The sequence below is a fragment of the Pseudomonas fluorescens genome, assembly GCF_005938625.1.
Classification (GTDB): domain Bacteria; phylum Pseudomonadota; class Gammaproteobacteria; order Pseudomonadales; family Pseudomonadaceae; genus Aquipseudomonas; species Aquipseudomonas fluorescens_BD.
The window spans coordinates 89,510-115,952 of sequence record NZ_VCNJ01000017.1 but is presented as its reverse complement, the minus strand read 5'-3'; the positions used below and the strand labels follow the sequence as shown (position 1 = coordinate 115,952).

The following is a 26,443-nucleotide window of genomic DNA, read 5'->3' as shown; positions in this document are numbered from 1 at the left end:
CCAAAGGGAGAGGGAACTGATTGGGGATGCTGGTGAGTGATGCCGACCTGAACGTGCTGTGTTGAATCCATAGGCGCTAACGCACTTTCAGGTCGGTGTATCTCGCGAATCTTCCACGGTCAGTCCCCTCTCCCTCCGGGAGAGGGCTAGGGTGAGGGGCTCTTGATCTTCAGGCAATAAAAAGCCCCGACTCTCACGAGCCGGGGCTTTCAGTTGAAGCGTTACAAAGGCTTAGCCGTTGAACACGTCATCCACGCTTTTCAGCGGGTAGTTCTTCGGATACGGCAGGGTCGCCACACCGGTCTCGATCGCGGCTTTGGCCACAGCGTCGGAGATCAGGGTAATCAGGCGCTTGTCCATTGGCTTCGGAATGATGTACTCACGGCCGAATTCCAGCGGCGCGCCACCGTAGGCATCGCACACGTCCTGAGGTACAGGCAGCTTGGCCAGTTCACGCAGGGCGTTGGCCGCCGCCACTTTCATTTCTTCGTTGATGCGCTTGGCGCGAACGTCCAGGGCACCACGGAAGATGAACGGGAAGCCCAGTACGTTGTTGACCTGGTTCGGGTAGTCGGAACGGCCGGTGGCCATGATCACGTCGCTACGGGTAGCGTGCGCCAGTTCCGGGGAGATTTCCGGGTCCGGGTTCGAGCAGGCGAACACGATCGGGTTAGGTGCCATCGACAGCAGGCCTTCAGCGCTCAGCAGGTTCGGGCCGGACAGACCGACGAACACGTCAGCGCCTGCCAGGGCGTCAGCCAAGCTGCGCTTTTCAGTGGCGTGAGCGAATACCGCTTTGTACTGGTTCAGGTCGTCACGGCCGGAGTGGATCACGCCGGTACGGTCAACCATGAAGATGTTTTCGATGCGAGCGCCCATGCTCACCAGCAATTTCATGCAGGAGATGGCCGCAGCGCCAGCGCCCAGGCAAACAATCTTGGCTTCTGGCAGGGTTTTGCCAGCGATTTCCAAGGCGTTGATCATGCCCGCAGCGGTCACGATCGCGGTGCCGTGCTGGTCATCGTGGAATACCGGAATGTCGCACTGCTCGATCAGAGCGCGCTCGATCTCAAAGCACTCTGGCGCCTTGATGTCTTCCAGGTTGATGCCACCGAAGGTGATGGAGATGCGTTTTACGGTGTCGATGAAGGCTTGCGGGCTTTCCGAGTCGACTTCGATGTCGAAAACGTCGATGCCGGCGAAGCGCTTGAACAGTACGCCTTTACCTTCCATCACTGGCTTGGAAGCCAATGGGCCGAGGTTGCCCAGGCCGAGAATCGCGGTGCCATCGGAAATGACTGCAACCAGGTTGCCCTTGCCGGTGTATTTGTAGGCCAGTTCAGGATCGCGAGCGATCTCACGCACTGGTTCAGCTACGCCGGGGCTGTAGGCCAGCGACAAGTCGCGAGCGGTAGCAGTGGCCTTGGTGAGCTCGACACTCAGCTTCCCTGGACGAGGATTGGCATGATATTCGAGAGCGGCAGTTTTCAGATCAGACATTTTGGCATTCCGCTTTTTACTGTTGGACAGACTGGTCAGCGAGGATACGCGCCTCGCAAAGTCCCCACAAGACTGAGCGGTCACCCCTGTCAAGCGCCCTGCCCTACGACTTTGGACCAAGAGCCACGGCGCACAAGGGCTTGACTGTTCACAATCGACACAAAAAATGTCTACAATTTTTTCTTCAGCGTAGCGTTTGCAACATCGATGGATCAGTCAGCGGAAGTAGCCAACGTGACTGTCCGGATTGCAATCCACCGCGCCGCGAACGATCAACGATCCAGCCGCGAGCCTCGATCTGCTTGCCTTTCAGCGCCTGCAACCGGGCATTGTCGAATTGTCCGACCAGATTGGGTGCAACGCGCAATACAAGCGCGTCCTGCAACTCGATCCAGATTCCGCCTCGATTGCGCTGAACCTTGCTCACACGGCCACTGATCACGGCGAAACCCGAGCGCTGGATCTGCTCCGCTTTCAGTACAGGAGACTGCCGCCAGAGGCCCAGCCCGGCGTTTCGCGCGTTGCGTTCGGCGGCTTGCTGGCAGGCGACAAGATCGACATTCGGCGCCACCGCAACCTGAAATCCGAGGCCATCGGCGAGCATTTGTGCTTCGAGATTGGCGCCGCTGGCGCTGTAAATATGCGCGAGCGTACGCCCGTAATGGTCTTTGGCTTGCTTGCCGGGGCGCAAACCGACACGTCCGCCGCTGGCATCGACCAGCGCTTGCAGGCGTTTGCGAGCCGCCACGGCGAAGGGCTCGTCGCTGCGACCCTGTCTGCCCAGCTCAGGCGTGTTGAGGCCGATCATGCGTACGCTGCGACCATCGCTCAGGCGCAGCGTGTCGCCATCGACCACGCGCTGCACTATGACGCTGGTCAGCCCCGCAGGTGCCGGGCAGAAGGCCTGCGCGCCGGACAGCCAAATCGCAGACACAAAAAAGGCGCCCGCGAGGGACGCCTTTTTCAGCAACGAGGAAAAGCCCACCGGGCCCTTCAACCTTACTCTGCAGCAGCAGGTTTCTTGCCGAAAGCACCGAAACGGTCTGCGAAGCGCTGAACGCGGCCGCCAGTGTCCAGAGTCTTCTGCTTACCGGTGTAGAACGGGTGGCATTCGTTGCAAACGTCGATTGGCAGAGCTTTGCCGAAAGTCGAACGGGTTTCGAACTTGTTGCCACAGCTGCAGGTAACAGCGATGACTGGGTAATTCGGGTGAATATCAGCTTTCATGATGTCTTCCTCAGCTAGCGTGCCGCCACCCAACACTATTGTTGAATACCGCACGTAATTAGGCCGCGGATTCTACCAGACCTTTTCAAACACGCAAGCTGTCACCGAGACCGACCGTCTGCTAGGCTCCCGGCCTTGAACGCACTCCACTGTGGGAGCGAGCTTGCTCGCGAATGCGTTGTGCCAGCCAATGTTTTAGCGCCTGACACGCCGCCTTCGCGAGCAAGCTCGCTCCCACAATTGATCTGCACTCGTCCCTTATTTTGCGTTTATCGAGATCCCCCCGCGTGCCCGACGCCATTCTGCGCCTCGCCTTGCCTTCACCCTTGCGCCGCCTGTTCGACTATCGAGCGCCGGCCGGCGTGCTGCGCGAGCAATTGCAGCCGGGCATGCGCCTGCGGGTGCCGTTCGGTCGGCGCGAGATGATCGGGATTCTGGTCGAGGTCACCGACACCAGCGAAGTGCCGGTGGAAAAACTCAAACCGGCGCTGGCCCTGCTCGATGCCACGCCGCCACTGCCGCCAGCCCTGTTCAAGCTGTGTCTGTGGACATCGCAGTATTATCAGCACAGCCTCGGCGACACCCTGAACTGGGCGCTGCCAGTCCTGCTGCGTCAGGGCGAACTGGCCGAGGCCCGCCAGGAACGTTTCTGGTCGATCACTCCCGGCGCCAGCCTTGATGATCCGCGCATCGCCCGAGCGCCGCGCCAGCGTGAAGCACTCGCCACCCTCGCTCAACACCCGCACGGCGTCGCCCATCAGTTGCTGAGCAAACTGATGCTGAGCAAGGACAGCCTCGATCTGCTGCTGGCGAAAAATCTGGTGCAGGTGGAAATCCGCCGCCACGCACCGGGCGCGCGGCACGAACACTGGCTGGCGCAACCAGAATTGCCGCTCAACGCCGAGCAACGTGCCGCCTACGAAGCGATTCGCGCCGGTTTCGACAGTTATCACGCGTTCCTCTTGGCCGGGGTCACCGGCAGCGGCAAGACCGAAGTCTATTTGCAACTGATCCGCGAAACCCTCGAAGCCGGCAAACAGGCGCTGGTGCTGATCCCTGAGATCAACCTCGGCCCGCAGACCCTGGCGCGCTTCGAGCAGCGCTTCAATGCGCGCATCGCCCTGCTGCATTCGGCGGTCAACGACCGCGAGCGTCTCGACGCCTGGCTCGCGGCGCGCGATGGCGAGGCTGACATTATTATCGGCACCCGCTCGGCGCTGTTCACGCCGATGAAAAACCCCGGTCTGATCATCATCGACGAAGAGCACGACGGCTCTTATAAACAGCAGGAAGGCCTGCGTTACCACGCCCGCGATCTGGCGTTGGTACGTGCACGGCAGGAAAACATCCCGATCGTGCTCGGTTCCGCCACGCCATCGCTGGAGAGTCTGCACAACGCCTACACCGGCCGTTACGGCCTCCTACGCCTGAATGAACGTGCCGGCGGCGCCAAGCAGCCGCGCTTCCTGCGCCTGGATGTAAAAAGCCGTCCACTGGACAGCGGAATTTCCGGACCGATGCAGCAAGCCATCGGTCAGACACTGGCGAATGGGCAACAAGTGCTGGTGTTCCTCAACCGTCGCGGTTTTGCGCCGACATTGCTCTGCCACGATTGCGGCTGGATGTCCGAGTGTTCGCGTTGCGATGCGCGAATGACCGTGCACCAGCGCTACGGCGAATTGCGTTGCCACCATTGCGGCTACGTCGAACGCACGCCGCGCCAGTGCCCGAAGTGCAACAAGGTTGATTTGCGGCCCGTCGGTGCCGGCACCGAACGCGCCGAAGAACGCTTGGCGATTCTGTTCCCCGATTACCCGGTGCTGCGCGTCGACCGCGACAGCACGTCGCGCAAAGACGCGATGAATCAACTGTTCGCGACGATTCAGAAGGGCCAGCCCTGCATTCTCGTTGGCACACAGATGTTGGCCAAAGGGCACCATTTTCCACGGGTGACGCTGGTGTCGATTCTGGATGCCGACGGAGGCCTGTTTTCCGGCGACTTCCGCGCCAGCGAGCGCATGGCGCAGTTGATCGTGCAGGTCGCTGGCCGCGCGGGTCGGGCGGAAGAGCCGGGCAAGGTGATCATTCAGACGCACCTCGCCGACCATCCTTTATTGGTGCAGCTGACCGAACAAGGCTATTTCGCCTTTGCCGAGCAGGCCTTGAGCGAACGCCGGGCTGCCGGGCTGCCACCGTTTGCGCATCTGGCGTTGTTGCGTGCCGAAGCGCACAAGCCGGGGCAGGCGGAAGGCTTTCTCGATGAAGCGTGTAGCGAAGCCGAGCGTTTGCTGGCCGAGCAGAACTTGAGCGGGATTGAATTGCTCGGGCCGGTGCCGGCGCCCATGGAGCGCCGTGCTGGACGGTATCGCGCGCAGCTTTTGTTGCAGGCGACGGCGCGGGCACCGTTGCATCGGCTGTTGGCGAGTTGGTTGCTGGTGCTGGAGCAGATGCCAAGCGGACGCGCGGTGCGCTGGTCGCTGGATGTCGATCCCGTCGATTTATATTGAAGATCAAAAGATCGCAGCCTTCGGCAGCTCCTACAGGAAAATGCGTATCCCGGTGTAGGAGCTGCCGCAGGCTGCGATCTTTTGCCTTTAATGTCACCACATATCCATAAGCTGCCTGCTAAGGTTGGCAAGCCCGTCTTCGCAACGGATAATGCCCAGTTTTTCCACCCGCGCATCGATGCGCCCGCCGCGCTTGCGGTCGAAAGAGAAGACCATGAAAGACACCATTCGCCAGCTGATCCAACAAGCCCTCACCCAACTCGTCAACGAAGGTGTGTTGCCTGAAGGCCTGTCGCCGGCGATCCAGGTGGAGAACGCCCGCGACAAGACCCACGGCGACTTCGCAAGCAACATCGCGATGATGCTGGCCAAGCCTGCGGGCATGAAGCCGCGCGATCTGGCGGAAAAAATCATCGCCGCGCTGCCGGCTGACGAGAACGTCACCAAGGCCGAAATCGCCGGCCCGGGCTTCATCAACTTCTTCCAGAACACCCAGGCTTTGGCCTCGCGCCTCGACGCTGCCTTGGCTGATGCCCATGTTGGCGTGCGCAAGGCCGGCCCGGCGCAGCGCACCGTGGTCGACCTGTCGGCACCGAACCTGGCCAAAGAGATGCACGTCGGCCACTTGCGCTCGACCATCATTGGCGACGGCGTGGCCCGCGTCCTCGAATTCCTCGGCGACGAAGTGATCCGTCAGAACCACGTCGGCGACTGGGGCACTCAGTTCGGCATGCTGATGGCGTATCTGCAGGAAAACCCGATCACCAGCGACGAGCTGTCGGATCTGGAAAACTTCTACCGCGCCGCCAAACAACGTTTCGATGAATCCGCAGAATTCGCCGACCGCGCCCGTGGCCTGGTGGTCAAGCTGCAGGCCGGAGATGCTGATTGCCTGGCACTGTGGACCAAGTTCAAGGACATCTCGCTGTCGCACTGCCAGAAGATCTACGAACTGCTCAACGTCAAACTGACCATGGCCGACGTGATGGGCGAAAGCGCCTACAACGACGACCTGATCAACGTGGTCAACGACTTGAAAGCCGCTGGCATGCTGGTCGAGAGCAACGGCGCCCAGTGCGTGTTCCTCGACGAGTTCAAAAATGCCGACGGCGACCCGCTGCCGGTGATCATCGTCAAGGCTGACGGCGGTTACCTGTACGCCACCACTGACTTGGCGGCCGTGCGCTACCGCAGCGGCAAACTGAAAGCCGATCGCGCGCTGTATTTCGTCGACCAGCGTCAGGCCCTGCACTTCCAGCAAGTGTTCGCCGTAGCGCGCAAGGCCGGTTTTGTGACCCATCCGATGGAGATGGAACACATGGGCTTCGGCACCATGAACGGCGCCGATGGCCGTCCGTTCAAGACCCGTGACGGCGGCACCGTGAAGCTGATCGACCTGCTGACCGAAGCGCAGGAGCGCGCCTACAACCTGGTCAAAGAAAAGAACCCGACACTGGCCGAAGACGAGCTGCGCAACATCGCCAAAGTCGTCGGCATCGGCGCAGTGAAATACGCCGACCTGTCGAAGCACCGCACCAGCGACTACAGCTTCAACTTCGACCTGATGCTGAATTTCGAAGGCAACACCGCGCCGTACCTGCTTTACGCTTACACCCGCGTCGCCGGTGTGTTCCGTAAACTGGGCAAGGACTTCAGCGAAGTCGACGGCCAAATCGTTCTCGAAGCCGAGCACGAGCAAGAGCTGGCGGCGAAACTGGCGCAGTTCGGCGAAGTGCTGAACAACGTGTCCGACAAAGGCACGCCGCACATTCTCTGCACTTATCTGTACGACGTTGCCGGTCTGTTCTCCAGCTTCTACGAGAACTGCCCGATCCTCGCTGCCGAAACGCCAGCCCAGATGCAGAGCCGTCTGCGCCTGGCCGCGCTGACCGGTCGCACCCTCAAGCAAGGCCTGGAGCTGTTGGGTCTGGAAACTCTGGAGCGTATGTAAGTTGGCTGCCAAGAAAAAACCTGCACCCAAGCGTGGCGCCAGCCGTTACCAAGCTCCTGCGAAGCAACCGATTCCGGGCTGGCTGTGGATGGCCATCGGCCTGACGGTCGGCGCGTTCATCGTGTTTCTGATGAAGCTGGAGCCGGGCAAGGGCAGCGACACGGTCAAGCGTGAGAAGGTCGAACAGGCACAACAGCAGAAAGCGTCGAAGATCGCCGAGGCCAACAAGACCCCGCCGAGCCCGACGCAACCGGTGAAGCCGAAGTACGACTTCTACACCCTGTTGCCGGAATCGGAAGTCATCGTGCCGCCGGACGCGGTGCCGGAGAAGACCTTGCCGACGCCACAAGTGCCGGCCATCCCGACTACGCCAGTGACCCCGGCGGAAGCGGCGAAGATCGACACCGCGCGCGCTCAGGCAGCTCTGGCCGGGATTACCCCGCCACCAGCACCGCCGGTGAGCAAAGCGGCGCCGGTGACCAAGTTCTTCCTGCAGGCGGGTTCGTTCCGCAAGGAAACCGATGCCGACAAGGTCCGCGCGCAGATCATTCTGCTTGGTCAGGCGGTGGCGGTTGAATCCGGCACGGTGAAGGATGAAACCTGGTATCGCGTTTTGGTCGGCCCGTTCAGCAACCGCGAACAGCTGACTACTGCGCAAAAACAACTGGCCGGTGCCGGCTTCAGTAACCTGTTGTTACAACAACGCCAAAGCCGCTGATCCACCGACGATCGTTCCCACGCTCTGCGTGGGAACGCCTCAAGGGACGCTCTGCGTCCCAGCGGTTAAGGGACGCGGAGCGTCCCGGGCTACATTCCCACGCAGAGCGTGGGAACGATCAGGTGCAACACGCCGCTCGTCTCCTCTCCCGCGCTACGGTTGAAATCTTCTCCAGCACCCCCATATGAATGGGCATAAGGCACTTTCGCCCCGCTGTGTGGAGACTCTTCCCTTGACCACCATCGTTTCAGTCCGCCGTCACGGCAAAGTCGTCATGGGCGGCGACGGCCAGGTTTCTCTCGGCAATACCGTGATGAAAGGCAACGCGAAAAAAGTCCGTCGCCTGTACCACGGCCAGGTCATCGCCGGTTTTGCCGGTGCCACCGCCGACGCCTTTACCCTCTTCGAACGTTTCGAAGGCCAGCTTGAAAAACATCAGGGCCACCTGGTGCGCGCCGCTGTCGAACTCGCCAAAGAATGGCGCACCGACCGCTCCCTGAGCCGCCTCGAAGCCATGCTCGCGGTCGCCAACAAAGACGCCTCGCTGATCATCACCGGCAACGGTGACGTGGTCGAACCCGAAGACGGCCTGATCGCCATGGGTTCCGGCGGCGGTTACGCGCAGGCTGCGGCCAGCGCCCTGTTGAAAAAGACCGACCTGTCGGCCCGCGAAATCGTCGAAACCGCCCTTGGCATCGCCGGCGACATCTGTGTATTCACCAACCACACTCAGACCATTGAGGAGCAGGATCTCGCCGAATAAGCCTGTCTTGGCCACCGTGCCACGGCTTGTTTGTGCTTGAGGACCGCCAACTACTATGTCCATGACTCCCCGCGAAATCGTCCACGAACTCAACCGCCACATCATCGGCCAGGACGATGCCAAGCGCGCCGTCGCGATTGCCCTGCGCAACCGCTGGCGCCGCATGCAGCTGCCTGAAGAGCTGCGTGTTGAAGTGACCCCGAAGAACATCCTGATGATCGGCCCTACCGGCGTCGGTAAAACCGAGATCGCCCGTCGCCTGGCAAAACTGGCCAACGCACCGTTCATCAAGGTCGAAGCGACCAAGTTCACCGAAGTCGGCTACGTCGGCCGTGACGTCGAATCGATCATCCGTGATCTGGCCGACGCCGCGATCAAGATGCTCCGCGAGCAGGAAATGACTCGCGTGCGCCACCGCGCCGAAGACGCTGCCGAGGATCGTATCCTCGACGCACTGCTGCCGCCGGCTCGCATGGGCTTCAGCAATGAAGAAGCGCCGAGCAGCGATTCCAACACCCGTCAGCTGTTCCGCAAGCGCCTGCGCGAAGGTCAGCTGGATGACAAGGAAATCGAGATCGAAGTCGCCGAGGTTGCCGGCATCGAAATCGCCACGCCGCCCGGCATGGAAGAGATGACCAACCAGTTGCAGTCGCTGTTCGCCAACATGGGCAAGGGCAAGAAGAAGTCGCGCAAGCTCAAGGTCAAAGAAGCGCTGAAGCTGGTGCGTGACGAAGAAGCCGGGCGTCTGGTCAACGAAGAAGAGCTGAAAGCCAAAGCGCTGGAAGCGGTTGAACAGCACGGCATCGTGTTCATCGACGAAATCGACAAAGTTGCCAAGCGTGGCAATGTCGGCGGCGCCGACGTCTCCCGCGAAGGCGTACAGCGCGACTTGCTGCCGCTGATCGAAGGCTGCACCGTCAACACCAAACTGGGCATGGTCAAAACCGACCACATCCTGTTCATCGCCTCCGGTGCTTTCCACCTGAGCAAGCCGAGCGATCTGGTGCCGGAGCTGCAAGGTCGTCTGCCGATTCGCGTCGAACTCAAGGCCCTGAGCCCGGAAGACTTCGAGCGCATCCTCAGCGAACCGCACGCTTCGCTCACCGAACAATACTGCGCGCTGCTGAAAACCGAAGGCCTGAACATCCAGTTCCAGCCCGAAGGCATCAAGCGTCTGGCGGAGATCGCCTGGCAGGTCAACGAGAAGACCGAGAACATCGGTGCCCGTCGTCTGCACACCCTGCTTGAGCGTCTGCTTGAAGAGGTGTCGTTCAGTGCCGGCGATCTGGCCAGCACCCACGATGAGAAGCCGATTCTGATCGACGCGGAATACGTTAACAGCCACCTCGGCGAATTGGCGCAGAACGAAGACCTGTCCCGTTATATTCTGTAAAGCGGCAAGCTCCGAGCTACAAGCGGCAAGCTGAGTTAAGCTTGCAGCTTGTTGCTTGCAGCTCAAGGCTGTTTTTATGATTCCTACCGACATCAAACTGCACAAAGCCTCGAAAACCCTGACGCTCACCTACGCGTCCGGCGAGGAATACACCCTGCCCGCCGAATTTCTGCGCGTGCATTCCCCCTCCGCCGAGGTCCAGGGCCACGGCAAACCAATCCTGCAATTCGGCAAGATCAACGTCGGTCTGAGCAAACTGGAACCGGCCGGTCACTACGCACTGAAACTGACCTTCGACGACGGTCACGACAGCGGCTTGTTCACTTGGGATTATCTCTACGAGCTGGGGCGACGTTATGACGCACTCTGGGCCGATTATCTGGCCGAGCTCAAAGCTGCCGGAAAAACCCGCGACCCGAACGAGTCCATCGTCAAGCTGATGCTCTAGCCCGAGCCTCGCGCTCATTAGAGGGCATTTTCTAAATTCATCTGTTTGAATGCTCCGCTGTGTGGCCGAGGATCGGCCCGCTTGCGAAAAAAATTAAACTCGGGTAACCAATGGAGCTGGCAAGTTCCCTGCAGTGCTCTACGACTGTAAAGCAGCTATGCAGAATTAACGGTCACCCGAGCAGTAGTACCTGGCATTGGCTGTGGAACTGCACAGCAGAAAACCGGGTACTCGTCTCAGGACAATGGAGCGTCGTAGATGAGTAACAAGAATAACGATGACCTGAAGTACCAAGCCTCGGAAAACACCTTGGGGCTTAATCCCGTCGTTGGGCTACGCGGAAAGGATCTGCTGGCCTCTGCTCGTATGGTGCTCAAACAGGCCATCAAACAACCGATCCATAGCGTCAGGCACGTCACCCATTTCGGCCTCGAACTGAAGAACGTGCTGTTTGGTAAATCCGAACTGCAACCGGCTGGCGATGACCGTCGCTTCGCTGATCCTGCGTGGAGCCAGAACCCGCTCTACAAACGTTATCTGCAAACCTACCTGGCGTGGCGCAAGGAACTCCATTCCTGGATCGATGACAGCAGCCTCTCGCCCAAAGACATCGCGCGCGGCCACTTCGTCATCAACCTGATGACCGAAGCCATGGCCCCGACCAACACTGCCGCCAACCCGGCCGCCGTGAAACGCTTCTTCGAAACCGGCGGCAAGAGCCTGCTCGACGGTCTCTCGCATCTGGCCAAGGACCTGGTGCACAACGGCGGTATGCCGAGCCAGGTCAACATGGGCGCGTTCGAGGTCGGCAAGAGTCTCGGCGTGACCGAAGGCGCGGTGGTGTTTCGCAACGACGTGCTGGAATTGATCCAGTACAAGCCGATCACCGAGCAGGTCCACGAGCGTCCCTTGCTGGTGGTGCCGCCGCAGATCAACAAGTTCTACGTATTCGATTTGAGCCCGGACAAGAGTCTGGCGCGCTTCTGCCTGCGCAATAACGTGCAGACGTTCATCGTCAGCTGGCGCAACCCGACCAAGGCCCAGCGCGAGTGGGGCCTGTCGACGTATATCGATGCGCTGAAGGAAGCCGTCGACGTGGTCACCGCGATCACCGGCAGCAAAGATGTGAACATGCTCGGCGCCTGCTCCGGCGGCATCACCTGCACCGCCCTGCTCGGCCACTACGCGGCGATCGGCGAGAAGAAGGTCAATGCCCTCACGCTGCTGGTCAGCGTGCTCGACACGACGCTGGACAGCGACGTCGCCCTGTTCGTCGACGAGCAGACCCTGGAGACCGCCAAGCGCCACTCGTATCAGGCCGGCGTGCTCGAAGGCAAAGACATGGCCAAGGTTTTTGCGTGGATGCGTCCCAATGACCTGATCTGGAACTACTGGGTCAACAACTACCTGCTCGGCAACGAGCCGCCGGTGTTCGACATCCTGTTCTGGAACAACGACACCACACGGTTGCCCGCCGCGTTCCACGGTGACCTGATCGAGATGTTCAAAAACAACCCACTGATCCGTCCGAATGCACTGGAAGTGTGCGGCACACCGATCGACCTCAAGCAGGTCACCGCCGACATCTTCTCGCTGGCCGGCACCAACGACCACATCACGCCGTGGAAGTCCTGCTACAAGTCGGCGCAGTTGTTCGGTGGCAAGGTGGAATTCGTGTTGTCGAGCAGCGGGCATATCCAGAGCATTCTGAACCCGCCGGGCAACCCGAAATCGCGTTACATGACCGGCGAGGAAATGGCGGCTAATGCCGATGAGTGGCAAGAAAACTCGACCAAGCACACTGATTCCTGGTGGCTGTACTGGCAGGCGTGGCAGGCCGAACGCTCGGGCAACCTGAAAAAGGCCCCGCTGAAACTGGGCAACAAGGCGTATCCGGCCGGAGAAGCATCGCCGGGCACTTACGTTCACGAGCGGTAACTGACACCACCCGGCCCAATGTAGGAGCTGCCGCAGGCTGCGATCTTTTGATTCTGTTTTTAAAATCAAGATCAAAAGATCGCAGCCTTCGGCAGCTCCTACACAGGGGATCGGGTGTACTTGAAATCCACAGGGCCTGAAGCATGCCGCAACCGTTCATATTCCGTACCGTCGATCTGGATGGCCAGACCCTCCGCACGGCGGTACGCCCCGGCAAGCCTCACTTGACGCCCTTGCTGATTTTCAACGGCATCGGCGCCAACCTGGAGCTGGTGTTTCCGTTTGTCGCGGCGCTGGACCCGGATCTGGAAGTGATCGCCTTCGACGTGCCCGGTGTCGGCGGTTCCTCGACACCGAACCGTCCGTATCGCTTTCCAGGGCTGGCCAAGCTGACCTCGCGCATGCTCGATTACCTCGACTACGGTCAGGTCAACGTCATCGGCGTATCGTGGGGCGGCGCACTGGCGCAGCAATTCGCCTACGACTACCCCGAACGCTGCAAGAAACTGGTGCTGGCGGCGACCGCTGCCGGTGCGGTGATGGTGCCGGGCAAGCCGAAAGTGCTGTGGATGATGGCCAGTCCGCGGCGCTACATCCAACCTTCCCATGTGATCCGCATCGCCCCGCTGATCTACGGCGGCTCGTTTCGTCGCGACCCGACACTGGCGGCCAGCCACGCGGCGAAAGTGCGTTCGGCGGGCAAGCTCGGTTACTACTGGCAACTGTTCGCCGGCCTCGGCTGGACCAGCATTCACTGGCTGCACAAGATCCATCAGCCAACCCTGGTGCTGGCCGGTGACGACGATCCGCTAATCCCCCTGATCAACATGCGCATGCTCGCCTGGCGCATTCCCAATGCCCAACTGCACATCATCGACGACGGTCATCTGTTCCTGATTACCCGCGCCGAAGCGGTGGCGCCGATCATCATGAAATTCCTTCAGGAGGAACGTCAGCGCGCGGTGATGCACCCGCATCCGACACCGCTCGGCGGTTAACTCCGGCGGCAGGCTTTATGCAGTGCTTTAAGAAAGAGTGCGCAGCAGGACGCCGCGCAGGCAGCAACCCGCAACAGCGTCTATGGTGTTCTGGTTCGGTGAGTTTGTTTTTGGCCTGAAGACGAAGGAGTGTTGAGTCATGCGCGACAAACCAGCGACGGGCGTAGTGCCCAGCCCCGCCGTGTTCATCAATGCACAAAGTGCGATTACCGGCCTGCGTGGCCGGGACTTGATCTCGACTTTGCGCAGCGTCGCCGCCCATGGCCTGCGCAATCCGATTCACAGCGCGAAGCACGCCTTGAAGCTCGGCGGCCAGCTGGGCCGCGTCCTGCTCGGTGAAACCCTGCACCCGACCAATCCGAACGACAGCCGTTTCGCTGACCCGGCGTGGAGCCTCAACCCGTTTTACCGGCGCAGCCTGCAGGCCTATCTGGCCTGGCAGAAGCAGGTCAAAAGCTGGATCGATGAAAGCAACATGAGCCCGGACGATCGCGCTCGGGCGCACTTCGCCTTCACCTTGCTCAACGACGCCGTGGCGCCGTCCAACACCCTGCTCAATCCGCTGGCGGTCAAGGAGCTGTTCAACTCAGGCGGTCACAGTCTGGTGCGTGGCCTCAGCCATTTGTTCGATGACTTGCTGCACAACGATGGCCTGCCGCGCCAGGTGACCAAACAGGCTTTCGAGGTCGGCAAGACCGTCGCCACCACGACCGGATCGGTGGTGTTTCGAAACGAAATGCTTGAGCTGATCCAGTACAAGCCGATGAGCGAAAAGCAGTACGCCAAGCCGCTGTTGGTGGTGCCGCCGCAAATCAACAAGTACTACATTTTCGATCTGAGCCCGCACAACAGCTTCGTTCAGTACGCGCTGAAAAACGGTTTGCAGACCTTCATGATCAGTTGGCGCAACCCCGATGTGCGCCATCGCGAATGGGGCCTTTCGACGTATGTCGAAGCGGTGGAAGAGGCGATGAACATCTGCCGGGCGATCACTGGCGCCCGCGAGGTCAATCTGATGGGCGCTTGCGCTGGCGGCCTGACCATCGCCGCCCTGCAAGGGCATTTGCAGGCCAAACGACAACTGCGGCGGATTTCCAGCGCGACCTATCTGGTCAGCCTGCTCGACAGTGAAATCGAAACTTCGGCCACACTGTTTGCCGATGAACAGACCCTTGAAGCCGCCAAGCGTCGCTCGTATCAAAAGGGCGTGCTCGACGGTCGCGACATGGCCAAAGTCTTCGCCTGGATGCGTCCCAACGATCTGATCTGGAGCTACTTCGTCAACAACTACCTGTTGGGCAAAGAGCCGCCGGCCTTCGACATCCTCTACTGGAACAACGACAACACCCGTCTGCCTGCGGCGTTTCACGGTGATCTGCTGGACTTCTTCAAGCACAACCCGCTGACCCATCCGGGTGGTCTGGAAGTCTGCGGCACGCCAATCGATCTGCAGAAAGTCACCGTCGACAGCTTCAGCGTTGCCGGCATGAACGACCACATCACTCCGTGGGATGCGGTGTATCGCTCGACCCTGCTGCTCGGTGGCGAGCGACGTTTCGTGCTGTCCAACAGCGGCCATGTGCAGAGTATTCTCAACCCGCCGAGCAACCCGAAAGCCGCCTACGTCGAGAACGCCAAGATGAGCAGCGACCCGCGTGCCTGGTACTACGACGGCAAACACGTCGACGGCAGTTGGTGGCCGCAGTGGCTGGAATGGATTCAACAGCGTTCCGGGGCGCAGCACGAAACCTCGTTCACTCTCGGCAACCCAAACTATCCACCGATGGAGGCGGCGCCCGGTACTTACGTGCGTGTGCGCTGACGCTTAACCGAACTTTTCTAAGAAGACTGGATGAAAACCCGCGACCGGATTCTCGAATGTGCTTTGCAACTGTTCAACGAAAAGGGCGAGCCGAACGTTTCCACCATGGAGGTGGCCAACGAAATGGGGATCAGCCCGGGCAACCTCTACTACCACTTCCACGGCAAGGAACCGCTGATTCTTGGCTTGTTCGAACGCTTTCAGAATGAACTGGCGCCATTGCTCGATCCGCCGGCGGATGTGGAACTGGCGCCGGAGGACTACTGGCTGTTTTTGCACTTGATTGTCGAGCGGTTGGCGCAGTATCGGTTCCTGTTTCAGGACCTGTCGAACTTGGCCGGACGCTTGCCGAAGCTGGCCAAAGGCATTCGTCATCTGCTCAATGCGTTGAAGCGTACGCTGGCATCGCTGTTGGCACGGTTGAAGGCTGCGGGTCAGTTGGTCAGTGATACGCAGGCGTTGGGGCAACTGGTGGAGCAGATCACCATGACGCTGCTGTTTTCGCTGGATTATCAGCGGATTCTGGATCGTGAGGGGGAAGTGAGGCTGGTGGTTTATCAGATCATGATGCTGGTGGCGCCGCATTTGCTGCCGCCGGTTAAGGTCGCCACCGAACGCATGGCCCTGCAGTACCTTGAAGATCACGACTGAAATCAAAAGCCCCTCACCCTAGCCCTCCCGAAACGTCGGACCGCCCGGAGGGAGAGGGGACTGATCGGGGGTTGCTCAAGAGTTACGCTGACCTGATCGTGCTTTACCGAATCCATAATCGACTCGATCGTTCAGGTCGACGTACGACACAAGACACCTCGGTCGGCCCCCTCTCCCTTAGGGAGAGGGCTGGGGTGAGGGTAAGCTTTTAAAAACCACAAACAAAAACGCCCGACCTTCACAGGCCGGGCGTTTTATTTTGCCCTGAAGAATCAGGACTGACTGGTTGGCGTCGACGGCGTCGATGCAACAGTCGGGGTGGCCACCGGAGTCGGTGCCGCGGCGGAGTTCGACGCGCTCACCGGAGCTGCCGGGGTGGCCGGCTTGGCTGCAGCAGGTGCTGCTGGCTTCGGCGCAGCGGCTTTCGGTGCAGCCGGTTTTTTCACAGCAGGCTTCTTCGCCGCAGCCGGTTTGGCCGCAGGCTTGGCAGCCGGTTTGGCGGCGGCGGTTTTCGCTGCTGGCTTGGCCGCTGGTTTCGCTGCAGTTTTGGCTGCAGGTTTAGCGGCCGGTTTAGCGGCCGGTTTGGCAGCGGCTTTGGCGGCAACCGGTTTGGCTGCGGCTTTTGCTGCTGGTTTGGCGGCGGCCGTTTTCGCAGCAGGCTTGGCCGCTGCTTTTGCTGCGGGTTTAGCCGCCGCTTTGGCCAGAGGCTTGGCAGCGGATTTTGCCGCTGGTTTGGCCGCTGCGGTTTTGGCTGCCGGTTTTGCTGCTGCGGTTTTCGCCGCCACAGGCTGAGCTTTCAGACCGGTGAGTTTTTCGATCTGTTTGGTCAGTGTGTCGACCTTGCTGTTGAGCGCTTTGACTTCATTGCGGCTCGGTACACCGAGGCGCGAAATCGCGCTGTTCAGGCGCTTGTCGAAAGCCCCTTCCAGCTCGTCCCACTTGCCCAGTGCGCGATCTTTCACGCCGCTGATGCGCGACTTGGCCGAAGAAGCAGAGTCCTTGGCGGCATCGACTTTTTTGCCTACTGCGGACTTGGTGAGCTTCTCGGCTTTCTCGCCGTCTTTGACCAATGTATCGAAGAGCTTGCTGCCGTCAGTGTCGATCTTCGAGTACACGCCTAAACCAGCCAGCCAGATTTTGCGGGAGTAGTCTTCGACTTTCCCGATCCACGAGCTGCCTTCTTTATCGGTGTTCTTTTTACCAGCCATCCCGTTCTCCTTAAGATTTACGCGCGACGCGTTCGAGCAATGCCGTCAGCTCATCGAGCTTAGCAGAGAGTGTCTCAACGTCATGTTTAGACGGAATGCCGATACGATTCAAGGCGCTTGCTACGCGGGAGTCGAACGCCTTCTCGACCTTGTCGAGTTGAACTTCGACACGACCTTTGAAAGAACTCACTTCGCTCTTCGCTTCATCGATCTCGGCGTTGGCCGCTTCGAGTTTTTCGGTGACAGCTTTTTTACCTTTCTTTTCAACAGTTTGACCAGCCTTGATCAACTCTTGAAAGTACTCGTTGCCCTCTTGGCCGACCTTGGCGTAGGCACCCAGGCCTGCCAGCCAGATCTTGCGGGCATAGGATTTGACGTCGCTCAGAGCAGAAGTCGAAGCGTCGATTTTTTTCTTCAAAATTACTTTGGCCATGGTGCACCTCACGCGCAGAAGGTTTGAGGAACTGCCCGCGAAAGTGTCGGGCTCTGGCACAAAGTAGGCAGAAAAATTAGAAACGGCACCCTAACAACTGACATGAATCGGTGTTGCCTGAACGAAAAGATCGCAGCCTTCGGCAGCTCCTACAGGGGAATGTGTACCCCTGCAGGAGCTGCCGAAGGCTGCGATCTTTTGATGTTCAGACCAGCGCTTTATCGAGGGCTTTTTCGATTTCGGCTTTGATCATGCCGCTCATGGCCGACATCATCAGGCCCAGCTCGACGTCGACCTTGATCGAATCGTCCGCCACATGCACCGCGCCTTTCACGCCCGAACGTTTGAGGTTCAGGGTGTCGCCGGACCATTGCGGCTCCAGGCCGTATTGCTCGGAGAGTTTTTGCGCCAGCTTGTCGGCCTTCTCGCGGGCGGCTTCCTTACCCAGATTGTGGGCACGCTCAACAGTGATTTTGGCCATTGATTGACTCCTGCTTTTTGAATGGGGCGAAAAAGATGTGTCGGTAAATCTTGACCGCCGCTGCGGCAAATCGTCCCGAAGGTTGCCCATCTTACCTTTAGCCATTCCAAGACAAAGCATGGCTTGGGGATTAGAATGTCGCGCATTCTCTTTTGGTGACAGCGATATGACTGATCAGCGCAAAGGCAGCGATGCCGAACCCACCACTCACTTCGGCTTCAAAAACGTTCCGGAAAGCCAGAAAGCGGAAAAAGTCGCTGAGGTTTTCCACTCGGTAGCCGCCAAGTACGACCTGATGAACGACCTTCTGTCGGGCGGCATGCACCGTCTGTGGAAGCGATTCGCGATCGAACTGTCTGGCGTGCGCAGCGGTAACCGCGTGCTGGACATCGCCGGTGGTACCGGTGACCTGACCAAAAAATTCTCGCACCTGGTCGGCCCGACCGGTCAGGTCGTTTTGGCTGACATCAACGAATCCATGCTCAAGGTCGGCCGTGACCGCCTGCTCGATCTGGGTGTCGCCGGCAACGTCGAATTCGTGCAGGCGGACGCCGAAAAACTGCCGTTCCCGGACAACCATTTCGACTGCGTGACCATCGCCTTCGGCCTGCGCAACGTGACGCATAAAGAAGACGCCCTGCGTTCGATGCTGCGCGTGCTCAAGCCTGGCGGTCGTTTGCTGGTGCTGGAATTCTCCAAGCCGACCAACGCGCTGATGTCGAAAGCCTACGACGCCTACTCGTTCGCCTTCATGCCGCTGATGGGCAAGCTGATCACCAACGACTCGGAAAGTTATCGCTACCTGGCCGAATCGATCCGCATGCACCCGAATCAGGAAACCCTGAAGTCGATGATGGTCGACGCCGGTTTCGACCGCGTGACCTATCACAACATGACCGCAGGCATCGTCGCCCTGCACCGCGGCATCAAGCCCTGATGTTGCTCACCGGGCTGCTCGCCAGCGTTGAACTCGGCCTCAACCGGGTGCTGCGTCTCGACAGCACGGCGCTGCCGCGCCTGGCGCATTTGACCGGCAAGGTGATTGCCGTCGACTGCCGCAGCCCGGCGCTGCAACTGTTCATCTTGCCGAGCGACGAAGGCTTGATGGTGGCATCGCACTGGGAAACCGGCGTCGACTGCACCTTGCGCGCCCCGGCCTCGAGCCTGATCAAACTGGCCCTGAGTAAAGACAAGACCGCGGTGTTGCACGCCCCGGAAGTCGAGCTCGATGGCGACAGCGGCGTGCTGCTGGAGCTGGCCGGTGTGCTGCAAGACCTTGAGCTGGACTGGGAGTACGAACTCTCGCGCTGGCTCGGCCCGGTCGCCACGCAACTGATTGGTGGTCACCTGCGCAGCCGCACGCGCTGGTATCAACAAGGATTTGCCAGCCTCAACCAGAATCTCGCCGAATACCTCGCCGAAGAATCGCGCACCCTCGTCGGGCAGCGCGAAGCCGAAGCGCGGTTCAGCGAACTGGACCGGATCAAACTTGATCTGGAACGTCTCGAGGCGCGTTTCGAGCGCCTTTCCCGATCCCTCGACCCAAGCGATAACGCATGAAGCTGCTTGCCGTCCGCCGTCTGTTGCGCATCCAGCGCGTCGTGATCCGCTACCGTCTCGATGACCTGCTGTTCGATCTGCCGCTGCCCTGGTTCCTCCTGGCGCTGCGCTATGTGCTGCCGTGGCGCTGGTTCCCGCGCAAGCCGCTGGATCTGAGCCGGGGCGCGCGTTTGCGTCTGGCGTTGCAGGATCTCGGGCCGATTTTCATCAAGTTCGGGCAGATTCTCTCGACCCGCCGCGATTTGCTGCAAGAAGACATCGCCGATGAGCTGATGCGCTTGCAGGATCGCGTGCCGCCGTTCGATTCACAGCTGTCGGTCAAGCTGATCGAAGAACAGCTGGGCAAGAAGATCAGCGACGTGTTCAGCCGTTTCGACGTCGAACCGCTGGCCTCGGCCTCGGTGGCGCAGGTGCATGCCGCGCAACTGAAAACCGGCGAAGAAGTCGTGGTCAAGGTCATCCGTCCGGGCCTGAAACCGATCATCGCGCAGGATCTGGCGTGGCTGTTCATCCTTGCCCGCGCCGCCGAAAAGGTCTCGGCCGACGCGCGCCTGCTGCACCCGGTCGACGTGGTCCAGGACTACGAAAAAACCATCTACGACGAACTCGATCTGCTGCGCGAGGCGGCCAACGCCAGCCAGTTGAAGCGCAACTTCGAAGGTTCGCCGCTGCTGTACGTGCCGCAAGTCTATTGGGACTGGTGCCGGCCGAAAGTGCTGGTGATGGAGCGCATCTACGGCATTCAGGTCACCGATCTGGCGACCCTCGCCGATCAGCGCACCGACATGAAAATGCTCGCCGAACGCGGCGTGGAGATTTTCTTCACCCAAGTGTTCCGCGACAGTTTCTTCCATGCCGACATGCACCCGGGCAACATCTTCGTCAGCACCGTCAATCCGTGGAGCCCGCAATACATTGCGATCGACTGCGGTATCGTCGGCAGCCTGACCCCGGAAGACCAGGATTATCTGGCGCGCAATCTGTTCGCGTTCTTCAAGCGTGACTATCGGCGTGTGGCGCAATTGCACATCGATTCGGGCTGGGTGCCGGCGGAAACCAAACTCAACGAATTCGAGGCAGCTATCCGCACGGTGTGCGAACCGATCTTCGAAAAACCGTTAAAAGATATTTCATTTGGCCAGGTGCTGATGCGCCTGTTCCAGACCGCGCGGCGCTTCAACATGGAAGTGCAGCCGCAACTGGTGCTGCTGCAAAAGACCCTGCTGAACATCGAAGGTCTTGGCCGTCAGCTGTATCCGGATCTGGATCTGTGGAACACCGCGCAGCCGTTCCTGGAGCGCTGGATGCGCGAGCGCGTCAGCCCGAAAGCCTTGCTCGGCAACGTGCAGAGCCAGTTCGAACAGTTGCCGCATCTGGCGAATATGGCCCGCGATCTGCTCGAACGTATGTCCCAGCCGCACGCCTACGACCCGCCGCCACCGTGGCATAAACGCAAGGACGACTGGTTCCTGCGCCTGCTCGGTTGCGCGCATCTGACCGGCGGGGTGATCCTCGCCATCGGTGGCCCGCTAAACGAATTGGGACATTGGCCAGCCGGAATCATGGTGGCCGTGGGCTTGTATCTGGTCGTTCGCCGATAGCACGAATCAGCTGCAAGTTATAAGCTGCGAGCTGCAAGCCTGACGATACTGGAACACCGCAATCTGCTTTTACTTGCAGCTTGAAGCTCAAAGCTTGTAGCTGCGTTTCGGGAATTGAAGATGAAAAACTGGCTGGACGAGATCAAGTGGGACGCTGATGGCCTGGTGCCGGCGATTGCCCAGGATCACAAGACCGGACGTGTGCTGATGATGGCCTGGATGAACCGCGAAGCGCTCGAACTGACCGCTGCGGAAAACCGTGCAATCTACTGGTCACGTTCCCGTGGCAAGCTGTGGCGCAAGGGCGAAGAGTCCGGCCATGTACAGACGCTGCATGAAATGCGTCTGGACTGTGACGCCGACGTGATCATCCTGATGGTCGAACAGATCGGCGACATCGCTTGCCATACCGGCCGTCAAAGCTGCTTTTACCGTGTCTTCGAGAACGGCGACTGGAAAACCGTCGACCCGGTTCTGAAAGACCCGCACGCTATCTATTCCGCAGGACACAAACATGAGTGACACCCTGACCCGCCTCGCTCAGGTACTTGAAGAGCGCAAAGGCGCAGCCGCCGACAGCTCCTATGTGGCTAGTCTGTATCACAAGGGTTTGAACAAGATTCTGGAGAAAGTCGGCGAAGAGTCGGTCGAAACCATTATTGCCGCCAAGGACGCTGCGATCAGCGGCGACTGCAGCGACGTGATCTACGAGACTGCCGACCTGTGGTTCCACAGCATGGTCATGCTCGCCCAACTGGGGCAGCATCCGCAGGCTGTGCTGGATGAGCTGGATCGCCGCTTCGGCCTGTCCGGACACGTCGAGAAAGCCTCGCGTCCGTACGCCTGAACAACTTTTAGAGAGGAACAGCAACATGGGCATTTTTGACTGGAAACACTGGATCGTCATTCTGGTTGTCGTGGTGTTGGTGTTCGGCACCAAGAAACTGAAAAACCTCGGCACTGACGTTGGCGAGTCGATCAAGGGCTTCCGCAAAGCCATGAACGACGACGAAAAACCTGCCGCTGATCCAACCGTGACGCCTGCGCAACCGGTACCACCGGTGCAGCCGCAAGCCACCGCTCAGGCCAACCCGCCGCACACCATCGACGTGCAGGCGCAGAAAGTTGAAGAGCCGATCCGCAAAGACGTGTGAGCACTGACTAATGTTTGGTATCAGCTTCTCTGAACTGCTGCTCGTCGGCCTCGTCGCCCTGCTGGTGCTGGGCCCCGAGCGTTTGCCGGGCGCTGCACGCACCGCTGGCCTGTGGGTCGGACGGCTGAAACGCAGCTTCAACGCGATCAAACAGGAAGTTGAGCGTGAAATCGGCGCCGACGAGATCCGTCGGCAACTGCACAACGAGCACATTCTGTCGCTGGAGCAAGAGGCGCGGAAGATTTTCACGCCGGTTCAGCAAGAGCCGACGCCGGTTGAGCATGTGGGTCAGCAGACGATTCATGCGCCGACTACGGCAGTTGCTCCTACTGTTGCACCAGCACCAGCACCAGCGCCTACTACCGTTGAAGCGCCGGCAGAACCCGTGCCTGCTGCTACAGAAACCTCGGTTGAACACGTGTCTCCAACCGCCGCGCCGATCACACCCGCGCCTCACGACACCACTTTGCCGCCGCGAGCCCCATGAGCGATCTCCCCGAAAACGACCAGCACATGCCGCTGGTTTCGCACCTCACCGAGTTGCGCACCCGCCTGCTGCGTTGTGTGGCGGCGATCTTCATTATCTTCGCCGGGTTGTTCGCCTTCACCCAGCAGATCTACACCTTCGTCTCGACGCCGCTGCGCCAGTACCTGCCGGTCGGCGCAACGATGATCGCCACCGATGTGTCGTCGCCGTTCCTGACGCCGCTGAAACTGACGATGATGGTTTCGCTGTTCCTCGCGATCCCGGTGATCCTGCATCAGATCTGGGGCTTTATCGCGCCGGGCCTGTACAAGCACGAGAAGCGCATCGCGGTGCCGCTGCTGGTTTCCAGCATTTTGCTGTTCTACACCGGCATGGCGTTCGCCTATTACTTCGTGTTCCCGCTGATCTTCAAATTCTTCGCCGCTGCCACCCCGGCCGGCGTGGAAATGATGACCGACATCGCCAGTTACCTCGATTTCGTCATGACCCTGTTCTTCGCCTTCGGCGTAGCGTTCGAGATCCCGGTGGCCGTGGTGCTGCTGGTGTGGATCGGCGTGGTCGACGTCAAATACCTGAAGAAAATCCGCCCGTACGTGATCATCGGCTGCTTCGTGGTCGGCATGATCCTGACGCCGCCGGACATCTTTTCGCAGACCCTGCTGGCCGTGCCGATGTGGATGCTGTTTGAAATCGGCATTCTGTTCGGCGGTTTGATCAGCAAGCGCGAACGCCCGGACCAGAACCCGGCCGACGACCACAACGACCAGCCGCCAGCGACCCAGGCATGAACCTGCTGTTGCTCGAAGAAGCCGATTTCATTGCGGCCGACCGTGTGGTGCTGCGCGATCGACGCCTGACGCACATGCAGGAAGTTCACCGTTCGGAAGTCGGTGACAGCCTGCGCGTCGGGCGCATTGACGGGTTGATGGGCTCGGCTGAATTGCTGCGACTGGAAACAGGCGAAGCTGAGCTGCGCGTCAGCCTCGATCAGCCGCCACCGGCCAAACTGCCGCTGACGCTGGTGCTCGCACTACCGCGTCCGAAGATGCTCCGTCGGGTGTTTCAGACGGTGGCGACCATGGGCGTGTCGAAGGTGATTCTGGTCAACAGCTATCGGGTCGAAAAAAGCTTCTGGCAGACACCGTTTCTGGAGCCTGAGGCGATTCGCGAAAACTTGATCCTCGGCCTCGAACAGGCCCGCGATACCGTGTTGCCGGAAATCATCATCGAAAAGCGCTTCAAGCCTTTCGTTGAAGACCGGCTGCCGGAGATTACCGAAGGCACTCTCGGTCTGGTCGGCCATCCCGGTAACTATCCGCCGTGCCCGCGCGCCCTCAGCGAACCGGTCACCCTGGCGATCGGCCCGGAAGGCGGCTGGATTCCCTACGAGATCGATCTGCTGGTCAAGTCCGGCCTGCAACCGGTGCAGCTCGGCGAGCGCATCCTGCGCGTCGAAACCGCCGTCACCGCCCTGCTCGCCCGCCTCTTCTGATTCTGCGCACCGGATAAATGGTGTTACAGATTGCCATCATTCGGCCGATACCCTCTCCATAAGTCCAATTAGTGGTCGGGGAGTCGTCGCATGTACCGTTGGTTAGCCGAGAATCTTGGGAACGTCAGCGTCAAACGCAAGCTGGGAATCGGTTTCGGCCTGGTGCTGTTGCTGACACTGTTGATCACCTTCACCGGCTGGACCGGCATGAGCGGCATTATCAGCCGTGGTGACAAGCTCGGTTTTATCTCCAGCCTCAATGAGCTGACCAAGGACCTGCGCCTCGCGCGTCTGGACTACGAAGCACGCCGTGGCGAACAAGGCCCGGGCGCGGTCACCGATCTGCTCAACAAACTCGACAGCGGCCTGCAAACCGCGCGCAGCCTGATTGAACAGCCGTCCGACGCGGCGATGGTCGATCAACAACTGGCCGCCGTTGCCGAATACAAACGCGCTTTTGCCGACATGACCCAAGCCACCGTGCAGCGCGAAGACGCTCGCAGCAAACTCGGCGCCAGTGCCGACAATGCCGTGGCGAAAGTCGCCGAAGTGGAAAAATCCATGCTGCAAGGCGACAGTGTCGCGCAATTCAACAGCGTGATAGACCTGAGCAAACTGCTGCAACAGGCGCGCTATCAGGTGCGCGGCTACACCTACAGCGGCAAGGCCGAAGCCGAGCAACCGGCGCTCGACGCCATCGACAACGCCCTGAAAAACCTCGACAGCCTGCCAGCCAAGCTGCCGGAGCAACACATTGCCAACCTGCAACAGGCCACTGATTCGATCAAAGCCTATCGTGCGGCAGTTGCACAGTTCCGCGACTCGCAGGTCAACAACGCCAAGGCCGCCGCGCGCATGTCGACTCAGGGCGACATCCTCATCGACGTCAGCAAGAAACTCACTGAATCGCAGACCGTGGTGCGCGACACCGATGCCGCGCACGCCAAGAACATGCTGATCATCGCCACTTTGCTGGCCGTCGCGTTCGGCTTGCTGGCCGCTTGGGCGATCACCCGGCAGATCATCATCCCGCTGAACCAGACCCTGAAAGTCGCCGAGCGCGTGGCCGCTGGCGACCTGACCCACAATCTGGTGTCCCTGCGTCGTGACGAATTGGGCCAACTGCAACGCTCGATGCAAAGCATGACTCAGGGTCTGCGCGAACTGGTGGGAGGGATCAGCGATGGCGTCACTCAGATCGCCAGCGCTGCCGAAGAACTGTCGGCGGTGACCGAGCAGACCAGTGCCGGGGTCAACAATCAGAAAATCGAGACCGATCAGGTCGCCACCGCCATGAACGAAATGGCGGCCACCGTGCAGGAAGTCGCGCGTAACGCCGAAGAAGCTTCCGAAGCCGCCGTCGCCGCTGACCAACAGGCCCGCGAGGGCGACAAAGTGGTGGGCGAAGCGATCGCGCAGATCGAGCGTCTGGCCGTTGAAGTCGGTCACTCCACCGAGGCCATGGGCGAACTGAAGCGCGAAAGCGACAAGATCGGCAGCGTCCTCGACGTGATCAAATCCGTGGCCCAGCAAACCAACCTGCTGGCGCTCAACGCAGCCATCGAGGCGGCGCGTGCCGGTGAAGCGGGACGTGGCTTTGCCGTGGTGGCCGATGAAGTGCGCAGCCTCGCGCAGCGCACGCAGAAGTCCACCGAAGAGATCGAAGAGCTGATCGTCGGCCTGCAGAACGGCACCCAGCAAGTCGCGACGATCATGGACAACAGCCGCACCCTGACTGACAGCAGCGTCGAGCTGACCCGGCGTGCCGGCGGTTCGCTGGAGAGCATCACCCGCACGGTGTCGGCGATCCAGGCGATGAACCAGCAGATTGCGGCAGCGGCCGAGCAGCAGAGCGCGGTGGCTGAAGAGATCAACCGTAGCGTGCTGAATGTGCGGGATGTCTCCGATCAGACATCGGCGGCGAGTGAAGAGACCGCAGCGTCCAGCGTTGAGCTGGCGCGGCTGGGGACGCATCTGCAGATGCTGGTGGGGCGGTTCAAGGTCTAGTCCAACGATCGTTCCCACGCTCTGCGTGGGAATGCATCCTGCGACGCTCCGCGTCGCGCATGCAAAGGGACGCGGAGCGTCCCGGGCGGCATTCCCACGCGGAG

At 60.2% G+C, this 26,443-nt stretch carries 27 protein-coding genes and 1 pseudogene; 21 read left to right on the top strand and 7 right to left on the bottom strand.

Annotated features, from left to right (window positions below):
- Positions 1 to 231 precede the first annotated feature (231 nt).
- From FGA82_RS12250 to rpmE, 3 genes are all read right to left on the bottom strand, one after another.
- Positions 232 to 1,500: a malic enzyme-like NAD(P)-binding protein gene (locus tag FGA82_RS12250; RefSeq protein WP_093105782.1), complete on the bottom strand. Its 1,269-nt coding sequence runs from the start codon at positions 1,498 to 1,500 to the stop codon at positions 232 to 234.
- A gap of 184 nt (positions 1,501 to 1,684) precedes the next feature.
- A complete protein-coding gene (locus tag FGA82_RS12245; protein WP_141127266.1) occupies positions 1,685 to 2,485 on the bottom strand; it encodes a thermonuclease family protein in 801 nt (266 codons plus the stop codon).
- Between the two features lie 14 nt (positions 2,486 to 2,499).
- A complete protein-coding gene (gene rpmE / locus FGA82_RS12240; RefSeq protein WP_016984589.1) occupies positions 2,500 to 2,727 on the bottom strand; it encodes a 50S ribosomal protein L31 in 228 nt (75 codons plus the stop codon).
- 287 nt (positions 2,728 to 3,014) lie between these two features.
- On the opposite strand from rpmE, the gene FGA82_RS12235 reads away from it, so the two are divergent.
- On the top strand, positions 3,015 to 5,234 hold the full coding sequence (locus tag FGA82_RS12235) for a primosomal protein N' (protein ID WP_141127265.1): 2,220 nt from the start codon (positions 3,015 to 3,017) through the stop codon (positions 5,232 to 5,234).
- Positions 5,235 to 5,327: 93 nt separating this feature from the next.
- Here the strand turns inward: FGA82_RS12235 and FGA82_RS32690 are convergent, their stop codons facing one another.
- The gene (locus FGA82_RS32690; protein WP_256579857.1) at positions 5,328 to 5,450 is read right to left on the bottom strand and encodes a hypothetical protein; all 123 of its coding nucleotides are present in this window, start codon (positions 5,448 to 5,450) and stop codon (positions 5,328 to 5,330) included.
- On the opposite strand from FGA82_RS32690, the gene argS reads away from it, so the two are divergent.
- The 9 genes from argS (at position 5,449) to FGA82_RS12190 (ending at position 15,916) form a co-directional block, all read left to right on the top strand.
- The gene (gene argS / locus FGA82_RS12230) at positions 5,449 to 7,185 is read left to right on the top strand and encodes an arginine--tRNA ligase (protein ID WP_141127264.1); all 1,737 of its coding nucleotides are present in this window, start codon (positions 5,449 to 5,451) and stop codon (positions 7,183 to 7,185) included. The genes FGA82_RS32690 and argS overlap by 2 nt on opposite strands.
- A gap of 1 nt (position 7,186) precedes the next feature.
- Positions 7,187 to 7,903, top strand: a complete 717-nt coding sequence (locus FGA82_RS12225) for an SPOR domain-containing protein (RefSeq protein ID WP_007909385.1) — start codon at positions 7,187 to 7,189, stop codon at positions 7,901 to 7,903.
- Positions 7,904 to 8,135: 232 nt separating this feature from the next.
- A complete protein-coding gene (gene hslV, locus FGA82_RS12220) occupies positions 8,136 to 8,666 on the top strand; it encodes an ATP-dependent protease subunit HslV (protein WP_016984593.1) in 531 nt (176 codons plus the stop codon).
- Between the two features lie 55 nt (positions 8,667 to 8,721).
- Positions 8,722 to 10,059, top strand: a complete 1,338-nt coding sequence (gene hslU, locus FGA82_RS12215; protein WP_141127263.1) for an ATP-dependent protease ATPase subunit HslU — start codon at positions 8,722 to 8,724, stop codon at positions 10,057 to 10,059.
- Positions 10,060 to 10,135: 76 nt separating this feature from the next.
- Positions 10,136 to 10,507: a gamma-butyrobetaine hydroxylase-like domain-containing protein gene (locus FGA82_RS12210; RefSeq protein ID WP_141127262.1), complete on the top strand. Its 372-nt coding sequence runs from the start codon at positions 10,136 to 10,138 to the stop codon at positions 10,505 to 10,507.
- 258 nt (positions 10,508 to 10,765) lie between these two features.
- Positions 10,766 to 12,445 carry a class II poly(R)-hydroxyalkanoic acid synthase gene (gene phaC / locus FGA82_RS12205; protein WP_141127261.1) on the top strand — a complete coding sequence of 560 codons (1,680 nt, stop codon included), beginning with the start codon at positions 10,766 to 10,768 and terminating at the stop codon, positions 12,443 to 12,445.
- Between the two features lie 143 nt (positions 12,446 to 12,588).
- Positions 12,589 to 13,443, top strand: coding sequence for a poly(3-hydroxyalkanoate) depolymerase (gene phaZ, locus FGA82_RS12200; RefSeq protein ID WP_034152967.1), 855 nt, complete (start codon positions 12,589 to 12,591; stop codon positions 13,441 to 13,443).
- Between the two features lie 139 nt (positions 13,444 to 13,582).
- Positions 13,583 to 15,265, top strand: a complete 1,683-nt coding sequence (gene phaC, locus FGA82_RS12195; protein ID WP_141127260.1) for a class II poly(R)-hydroxyalkanoic acid synthase — start codon at positions 13,583 to 13,585, stop codon at positions 15,263 to 15,265.
- Positions 15,266 to 15,295: 30 nt separating this feature from the next.
- A complete protein-coding gene (locus FGA82_RS12190; protein ID WP_007909369.1) occupies positions 15,296 to 15,916 on the top strand; it encodes a TetR/AcrR family transcriptional regulator in 621 nt (206 codons plus the stop codon).
- Positions 15,917 to 16,188: 272 nt separating this feature from the next.
- On the opposite strand, the gene FGA82_RS12185 is transcribed toward FGA82_RS12190, so the two are convergent.
- The 3 genes from FGA82_RS12185 to FGA82_RS12175 form a co-directional block, all read right to left on the bottom strand.
- A complete protein-coding gene (locus tag FGA82_RS12185; RefSeq protein ID WP_141127259.1) occupies positions 16,189 to 17,124 on the bottom strand; it encodes a phasin family protein in 936 nt (311 codons plus the stop codon).
- Between the two features lie 10 nt (positions 17,125 to 17,134).
- Positions 17,135 to 17,557 carry a phasin family protein gene (locus FGA82_RS12180; RefSeq protein WP_141127258.1) on the bottom strand — a complete coding sequence of 141 codons (423 nt, stop codon included), beginning with the start codon at positions 17,555 to 17,557 and terminating at the stop codon, positions 17,135 to 17,137.
- 205 nt (positions 17,558 to 17,762) lie between these two features.
- Positions 17,763 to 18,038 (bottom strand): polyhydroxyalkanoic acid system family protein, encoded by a 276-nt coding sequence (locus tag FGA82_RS12175; RefSeq protein ID WP_007909364.1) that lies wholly within the window; start codon positions 18,036 to 18,038, stop codon positions 17,763 to 17,765.
- A 166-nt stretch (positions 18,039 to 18,204) separates the two neighbouring features.
- Between FGA82_RS12175 and ubiE the strand changes: the two genes are divergently transcribed.
- The 11 genes and pseudogenes from ubiE (at position 18,205) to FGA82_RS32865 (ending at position 26,339) form a co-directional block, all read left to right on the top strand.
- The gene (gene ubiE / locus FGA82_RS12170; protein WP_008080626.1) at positions 18,205 to 18,975 is read left to right on the top strand and encodes a bifunctional demethylmenaquinone methyltransferase/2-methoxy-6-polyprenyl-1,4-benzoquinol methylase UbiE; all 771 of its coding nucleotides are present in this window, start codon (positions 18,205 to 18,207) and stop codon (positions 18,973 to 18,975) included.
- The gene (locus FGA82_RS12165; protein ID WP_141127257.1) at positions 18,975 to 19,598 is read left to right on the top strand and encodes a ubiquinone biosynthesis accessory factor UbiJ; all 624 of its coding nucleotides are present in this window, start codon (positions 18,975 to 18,977) and stop codon (positions 19,596 to 19,598) included. The genes ubiE and FGA82_RS12165 overlap by 1 nt, the downstream gene beginning before the upstream one ends.
- Positions 19,595 to 21,199: a ubiquinone biosynthesis regulatory protein kinase UbiB gene (ubiB, locus tag FGA82_RS12160; protein WP_141127256.1), complete on the top strand. Its 1,605-nt coding sequence runs from the start codon at positions 19,595 to 19,597 to the stop codon at positions 21,197 to 21,199. The genes FGA82_RS12165 and ubiB overlap by 4 nt, the downstream gene beginning before the upstream one ends.
- Positions 21,200 to 21,319: 120 nt before the next feature.
- Positions 21,320 to 21,721 (top strand): phosphoribosyl-AMP cyclohydrolase, encoded by a 402-nt coding sequence (hisI, locus tag FGA82_RS12155; protein ID WP_007909357.1) that lies wholly within the window; start codon positions 21,320 to 21,322, stop codon positions 21,719 to 21,721.
- A complete protein-coding gene (locus tag FGA82_RS12150) occupies positions 21,714 to 22,046 on the top strand; it encodes a phosphoribosyl-ATP diphosphatase (protein ID WP_141127255.1) in 333 nt (110 codons plus the stop codon). The genes hisI and FGA82_RS12150 overlap by 8 nt, the downstream gene beginning before the upstream one ends.
- A gap of 25 nt (positions 22,047 to 22,071) precedes the next feature.
- Entirely contained in the window at positions 22,072 to 22,353 is a 282-nt protein-coding gene (locus FGA82_RS12145; protein WP_003220847.1) for a twin-arginine translocase TatA/TatE family subunit, read from the top strand.
- Between the two features lie 10 nt (positions 22,354 to 22,363).
- Positions 22,364 to 22,840 carry a Sec-independent protein translocase protein TatB gene (gene tatB / locus FGA82_RS12140; protein WP_141127254.1) on the top strand — a complete coding sequence of 159 codons (477 nt, stop codon included), beginning with the start codon at positions 22,364 to 22,366 and terminating at the stop codon, positions 22,838 to 22,840.
- Positions 22,837 to 23,628: a twin-arginine translocase subunit TatC gene (gene tatC / locus FGA82_RS12135; protein ID WP_141127253.1), complete on the top strand. Its 792-nt coding sequence runs from the start codon at positions 22,837 to 22,839 to the stop codon at positions 23,626 to 23,628. Before tatB ends, tatC begins: the two co-directional genes overlap by 4 nt.
- Positions 23,625 to 24,332 (top strand): 16S rRNA (uracil(1498)-N(3))-methyltransferase, encoded by a 708-nt coding sequence (locus FGA82_RS12130; RefSeq protein ID WP_141127252.1) that lies wholly within the window; start codon positions 23,625 to 23,627, stop codon positions 24,330 to 24,332. Before tatC ends, FGA82_RS12130 begins: the two co-directional genes overlap by 4 nt.
- Positions 24,333 to 24,422: 90 nt before the next feature.
- Positions 24,423 to 25,484 (top strand): annotated as a pseudogene (locus FGA82_RS32870) (methyl-accepting chemotaxis protein); the annotation flags it as partial.
- Positions 25,467 to 26,339, top strand: a complete 873-nt coding sequence (locus FGA82_RS32865; RefSeq protein ID WP_371857741.1) for a methyl-accepting chemotaxis protein — start codon at positions 25,467 to 25,469, stop codon at positions 26,337 to 26,339. The pseudogene FGA82_RS32870 and the gene FGA82_RS32865, both read left to right, overlap by 18 nt.
- Positions 26,340 to 26,443 lie beyond the last annotated feature (104 nt).

Excerpts from the sequence above, each read along its gene's own strand:
- FGA82_RS12250 (WP_093105782.1), bottom strand. The coding sequence starts at position 1,500 with ATGTCTGATCTGAAAACTGCCGCTCTCGAATATCATGCCAATCCTCGT.
- rpmE (WP_016984589.1), bottom strand. The coding sequence starts at position 2,727 with ATGAAAGCTGATATTCACCCGAATTACCCAGTCATCGCTGTTACCTGC.
- argS (WP_141127264.1), top strand. The coding sequence starts at position 5,449 with ATGAAAGACACCATTCGCCAGCTGATCCAACAAGCCCTCACCCAACTC.
- FGA82_RS32690 (WP_256579857.1), bottom strand. The coding sequence starts at position 5,450 with ATGGTCTTCTCTTTCGACCGCAAGCGCGGCGGGCGCATCGATGCGCGG.
- hslU (WP_141127263.1), top strand. The coding sequence starts at position 8,722 with ATGTCCATGACTCCCCGCGAAATCGTCCACGAACTCAACCGCCACATC.
- FGA82_RS12210 (WP_141127262.1), top strand. The coding sequence starts at position 10,136 with ATGATTCCTACCGACATCAAACTGCACAAAGCCTCGAAAACCCTGACG.
- phaC (WP_141127261.1), top strand. The coding sequence starts at position 10,766 with ATGAGTAACAAGAATAACGATGACCTGAAGTACCAAGCCTCGGAAAAC.
- phaZ (WP_034152967.1), top strand. The coding sequence starts at position 12,589 with ATGCCGCAACCGTTCATATTCCGTACCGTCGATCTGGATGGCCAGACC.
- phaC (WP_141127260.1), top strand. The coding sequence starts at position 13,583 with ATGCGCGACAAACCAGCGACGGGCGTAGTGCCCAGCCCCGCCGTGTTC.
- FGA82_RS12190 (WP_007909369.1), top strand. The coding sequence starts at position 15,296 with ATGAAAACCCGCGACCGGATTCTCGAATGTGCTTTGCAACTGTTCAAC.
- FGA82_RS12185 (WP_141127259.1), bottom strand. The coding sequence starts at position 17,124 with ATGGCTGGTAAAAAGAACACCGATAAAGAAGGCAGCTCGTGGATCGGG.
- FGA82_RS12180 (WP_141127258.1), bottom strand. The coding sequence starts at position 17,557 with ATGGCCAAAGTAATTTTGAAGAAAAAAATCGACGCTTCGACTTCTGCT.
- FGA82_RS12175 (WP_007909364.1), bottom strand. The coding sequence starts at position 18,038 with ATGGCCAAAATCACTGTTGAGCGTGCCCACAATCTGGGTAAGGAAGCC.
- ubiE (WP_008080626.1), top strand. The coding sequence starts at position 18,205 with ATGACTGATCAGCGCAAAGGCAGCGATGCCGAACCCACCACTCACTTC.
- FGA82_RS12165 (WP_141127257.1), top strand. The coding sequence starts at position 18,975 with ATGTTGCTCACCGGGCTGCTCGCCAGCGTTGAACTCGGCCTCAACCGG.
- ubiB (WP_141127256.1), top strand. The coding sequence starts at position 19,595 with ATGAAGCTGCTTGCCGTCCGCCGTCTGTTGCGCATCCAGCGCGTCGTG.
- hisI (WP_007909357.1), top strand. The coding sequence starts at position 21,320 with ATGAAAAACTGGCTGGACGAGATCAAGTGGGACGCTGATGGCCTGGTG.
- FGA82_RS12150 (WP_141127255.1), top strand. The coding sequence starts at position 21,714 with ATGAGTGACACCCTGACCCGCCTCGCTCAGGTACTTGAAGAGCGCAAA.
- FGA82_RS12145 (WP_003220847.1), top strand. The coding sequence starts at position 22,072 with ATGGGCATTTTTGACTGGAAACACTGGATCGTCATTCTGGTTGTCGTG.
- tatB (WP_141127254.1), top strand. The coding sequence starts at position 22,364 with ATGTTTGGTATCAGCTTCTCTGAACTGCTGCTCGTCGGCCTCGTCGCC.
- tatC (WP_141127253.1), top strand. The coding sequence starts at position 22,837 with ATGAGCGATCTCCCCGAAAACGACCAGCACATGCCGCTGGTTTCGCAC.
- FGA82_RS12130 (WP_141127252.1), top strand. The coding sequence starts at position 23,625 with ATGAACCTGCTGTTGCTCGAAGAAGCCGATTTCATTGCGGCCGACCGT.
- FGA82_RS32865 (WP_371857741.1), top strand. The coding sequence starts at position 25,467 with ATGCAAAGCATGACTCAGGGTCTGCGCGAACTGGTGGGAGGGATCAGC.